This window comes from Actinophytocola sp. (genome assembly GCF_045807065.1).
GTDB lineage: Bacteria > Actinomycetota > Actinomycetes > Mycobacteriales > Pseudonocardiaceae > Actinophytocola.
Genome location: NZ_JBJMIE010000496.1, coordinates 1 through 4,570, shown reverse-complemented (window position 1 = coordinate 4,570; position 4,570 = coordinate 1). Strand labels below are relative to the sequence as shown.

Here is a 4,570-nt window from a genome sequence, read left to right as displayed (position 1 = left end):
GCGTGGTCCATCAGGAACAGCTGGCGCTGGTAGTCGCCGAAGTGCTCGCGGAACGTCAGCGTCCGATCGATCACCTGCTGCGGCGAGCCGACCGTCAGCGGGGTCTGTGCCGTGAAGTCCTCCAGGGACGGGCCGTGCCCGTACACCGGCGCGTTGTCGAAGTACGGCCGGAACTCGTTCACGGCGTCCTGCGAGTTCTTCCGCATGAACACCTGGCCGCCCAGCCCGACGTAGGCCTGCTCCGGCGTGCCGTGCCCGTAGTGCGCGAACCGCTCCCGGTACAGGCTGATCAGCCGCTGGAAGTGGGACGTCGGCCAGAAGATGTGGTTGGCGAAGAAGCCGTCGCCGTAGTACGCGGCCTGCTCCGCGATCTCCGGGCTGCGGATCGAGCCGTGCCAGACGAACGGGGGAACGCCGTCGAGCGGCCGCGGCGTGGACGTGAAGCCCTGCAGCGGCGTGCGGAACCGGCCCTCCCAGTCCACGACGTCCTCGCGCCACAGCTGGTGCAGCAGCGCGTAGTTCTCGATGGCCAGCGGGATGCCCTGGCGGATGTCCTGCCCGAACCACGGGTACACCGGGCCGGTGTTGCCACGGCCCATCATCAGGTCGACGCGGCCGTCGGCCAGGTGCTGGAGCATCGCGAAGTCCTCGGCGATCTTCACCGGGTCGTTCGTGGTGATCAGCGTGGTCGCCGTGGACAGGATCAGCTTCTCGGTGCGTGCGGCGACGTAGCCGAGCATGGTCGTCGGCGAGGACGGCACGAACGGCGGGTTGTGGTGCTCGCCGGTCGCGAACACGTCCAGCCCGACCTCTTCGGCCTTGAGCGCGATCGTCACCATCGCCTTGATCCGCTCCCGCTCACTCGGCGTCACACCGGTGGTCGGGTCCGTCGTGACATCTCCGACGGTGAAGATCCCGAACTGCATCGCGCTCTTCCTCTCCGGAAGTAGTTGCAAACTCAACTACCGCTTGGAACAGTACCGGACGACCGGCTATTCCCCGGGAACCGCCGGCGGAGCGTGAGGCAGATCGCGAGCCACAACACGCCCACGGCCCAACCCGCGAGCACGTCCGACGGCCAGTGGACGCCGAGGTAGACCCGGCTGAAGCCGACCAGGAACACCAGGAACGCGCCGAGCGCGACCACCAGCGTCCGGTACGGCCAACCGGTGCGCGCACGGACCGCGAGCAGGGTGACCAACCCGAGCACGACCATCGAGTTGAGGCTGTGCCCGGACGGGAACGACCAGCTGTCGATGGTGACCAGGCGCTGGGCCACCGGCGGCCGCGGCCGCTCGAAGAACACCTTGAGCACCGGCCCCAACACGAACACGCCGGCCGCGGCGCCGATGACGAGCAGGCAGTCGCCGCGCCGGCCGCGCCAGGCGAGCAACGCCGCCACGGCCAGGGCGATGACGATCAGCGACGGAGTGCTGCCGAACCGGCTGGCGTTGATCATGACCTCGGTCAGCGCCCCGTTCCGGTGCGCGATCACCCAGTCCCGTATTGCGTCGTCCACAGACCAACCGTAGGTGGCCGATCGGCCATTCACGGATCGGCCGATCGGCCGGTGCCCGCCGATCGGTCATGACCATCTGCCCGACGTGCTCGACCGGTCGCTCCCGGCAAGGTTCTCGGTGTCAGGCACAGGCAATCAGAAAGGACGGCCATGACATCGCTGCTGTCCGGTCGAGGACTGGTGAAGCGTTACGGTGACGCGTACGCGCTCGCCGGCGTGGACATCGATATCGCGGCGGGGGAGATGCTCGCGATCGTCGGCCCCTCCGGCTCGGGCAAGACGTCCCTGCTGCACGTGCTCGCCGGCATCCTCAAGTGCGACGAGGGGGCGATCACGCTCGGCGGGCAGCGGATCGACCAGCTCAGCGAGACCAAGCGCAGCGAGCTGCGGCGCTCCGAGTTCGGGTTCGTGTTCCAGTCGGGCATGCTCGTCGCCGAGCTGACGGCCGAGGAGAACGTGGCCCTGCCGCTGCTGCTGGGCGGCCGCGACCGGAACATGGCCGTGTCGACCGCCCGCATCTGGCTCGACCGGGTCGGGCTGGCCGGCAAGGAGACCCGCCGCCCGGGTGAGCTGTCGGGTGGCGAGGCGCAGCGGGTCGCGATCGCACGGGCCATCGCCCACCGGCCGAAGGTGATCTTCGCCGACGAGCCGACCGGCGCGCTGGACACGAAGACCGGCCGCGCGACGATCTCGACGCTGATGGGGGCGGCGCGGGAGACCGGGGCCGCGCTCGTGATCGTGACCCACGACCGGGACATCGCCGCGATGGTGCCGCGCACCGTCGCCATCCGGGACGGCCGGATCGAGCAGTCGGTGGTCGCGGCGTGAACTCGTTCCAACTCGCACTGCGGGTGCTGCGCGTCGACCGCCGCACCCAGGTGTCCACCACGTTGACCGCACTGGGGGTCGCGGTGGCCACGGGGCTCGTGCTGTTGCTGGTGAGCCTGCCGTTCGCCACCCAGGCGAGGGCCGAGCGCACGCTGTGGCAGCACCCGCAGCAGACCACCGGGTTCGACGCGGCCAACCCGACCGAACACGACCCGGACGCGGTCGTCAGCGTCGCGACCAGCGAGGACGAGGTCGACGGCAAGCAGATCATCCGCGTGGACGTGGCGCCGCTGCGCGGCGCCGGGAAGATCGTGCTGCCGCCGGGGATCGACCGGCTGCCGCGGCCGGGGGAGATGCTCCAGTCGCCGGAGCTGGCGCAGCTGGCGTCGGACAGGCCGCCGGCCGAGCTGGCCGACCGGTTCGGCGCGAAGCCCGTCGGACTGCTCGGCGAGGACGCGCTGATGTTCCCCGAGCAGTTGGTCGCGTTGGTCGGGCACACGCCGGACACCATGCCGGTCGGTGCGATGGACCTGCCGCGCCTCGCCTCCGGTCACGCCGAGCCCGACGCGCTGCTGTCGCTGCTCGCCGGGGTGGGCGTGGTGGTGCTGCTGGTGCCGAGCCTGGTGCTGGTGGCGTCCGCGTCCCGGCTGACCGCCGCCCGGCGGGAGCGCCGGCTGGCCGCGCTGCGGCTCGCGGGTGCCACCCCGGCGCAGGTCACCGCCATGGTCGCGGCCGAGACGGGGATCGCGGCCGTCGCGGGCGGGGTGATCGGCGTGGCCGTCAGCCCGGTACTGCACGCGGCGGCGACGTGGGTGTCCTGGGGTGGCGGCACGTGGCAGGCGCACGACTTCGTGCTGTCCTGGTACGTGACCGCGCTGGTCGCGCTGGTGGTGCCGGTCCTGGTGGTCGGCGCGGCGGTGGCCGGGCTGCGGCGCGTGGTGAACTCGCCGTTGATGGCGACCGGCGGGCACACCCGCAAGCCGCTGTCCGTGGTGCGGCTGGCCGCCGTGCCGGTCGCGGCCGGGTTGTTCTTCTGGACGCTCACCTCGGCGAACCTGTCGAACTCGATGGTGCCGATGCTGGTGGCGCTCGGGTTCCTCATGTGGTCCCCGACCCTGGTGGGACCGTGGGTGACCTCGGCACTCGGTGGAGTGTTCACGAAGGTGTGGCGCAAGCCGGCGGTGCTGCTGGCGGGCCGGCGGCTGCGGGACGACCCGAAGGCGGCGTACCGGGCGTCGGCCGGGGTGGTGCTCGCGGTGTTCGCGGGGTCGATGGCGCTGACGCTGATGCCGTCGCTCGAGGGGGAGGCGGGGTACTACAGCTCGTACCGGGACAGCGTGCTGTACCTGAGCACCGACGCGGAGCACGCGCCGCACGTGGTCAGGACGGCCGACGAGCGGATGGAGCGGTACGGGCTGGCCGAGCGGGCGGTCCCGGTGGGGCAGCTGAGCATGCGGCAGGGGGCGGAATCGTTGGGGGGATACGTGGTGTCGTGCGCGGACGCGCAGGTGCTGTTGCCCGTACACGTGACGTGCCAGTCGACGCCGGCCATCTACGCGCCGTCGGAGTCGGCGTTGTCGATGTCCGACTACGTGGGCTCGCAGGAGAAGCTGACGCCGCTGCCGGGCAAGCCGGTGGTCTCGGCCGGTCTGGACGTGGTGTTGATCGACCCGTCGCTGCTGCCCGCCGACGCGCCGCTGTTCGGTGTGGACGTCGCGGTGCAGGCGTCCCCGGGGTCGCGGGAGGCGGCCAGGACGGCGTTGCTCGCCGCGTCGGGAGGCGCGCAGGTGATCAGCAAGGAGATGATGCTCGGTGACCAGAACACCCAGCTGGCGGACCTCCGACGAGTGACGGTCATCGGTCTTCTGGCGGCGTCCCTGCTGGGCGGCCTGAGCGCGGCCATCGCGACGGCGGGCTCGGTGCTGGACCGGCGGCGGACGTTCGGTGCGCTGATGGCGGCGGGCACCCCGGTGCGGACACTCGCCAAGGCTCTGCGCGCCGAGGCGGCCCTGCCGGCCCTGGTGTCGACGATCGGCGCGGGAGCGCTGGGGACGTTCGTGGGGATCGGGCTGTTCGGTCTGGTGTCGAAGAGCGCGCCGGTGCTGAGCCCGTGGCTCGTGGCACCGGTGGTGCTGGGCGCACTCGTGGCCCTGCTGGCGGCGTCGGTGTGCACACCGGCCCAGAACCGGGTACGAGCGGAGCCACTGGCGGACGAGTGACCGG

At 71.5% G+C, this 4,570-nt stretch carries 4 protein-coding genes; 2 read left to right on the top strand and 2 right to left on the bottom strand.

The features are described 5' to 3' along the window. Positions 1-926: LLM class flavin-dependent oxidoreductase (locus ACJ73U_RS29095; protein ID WP_407780921.1), on the bottom strand; the 926-nt coding region annotated here is incomplete at its 3' end. Between the two features lie 32 nt (positions 927-958). Beyond that, a complete protein-coding gene (locus ACJ73U_RS29090; RefSeq protein ID WP_407780920.1) occupies positions 959-1,519 on the bottom strand; it encodes a phosphatase PAP2 family protein in 561 nt (186 codons plus the stop codon). A 150-nt stretch (positions 1,520-1,669) separates the two neighbouring features. Between ACJ73U_RS29090 and ACJ73U_RS29085 the strand changes: the two genes are divergently transcribed. Both ACJ73U_RS29085 and ACJ73U_RS29080 read left to right on the top strand, forming a co-directional pair. Then, positions 1,670-2,347, top strand: a complete 678-nt coding sequence (locus ACJ73U_RS29085) for an ABC transporter ATP-binding protein (RefSeq protein ID WP_407780919.1) — start codon at positions 1,670-1,672, stop codon at positions 2,345-2,347. Further along, entirely contained in the window at positions 2,344-4,566 is a 2,223-nt protein-coding gene (locus ACJ73U_RS29080) for an FtsX-like permease family protein (protein WP_407780918.1), read from the top strand. The genes ACJ73U_RS29085 and ACJ73U_RS29080 overlap by 4 nt, the downstream gene beginning before the upstream one ends. Positions 4,567-4,570 lie beyond the last annotated feature (4 nt).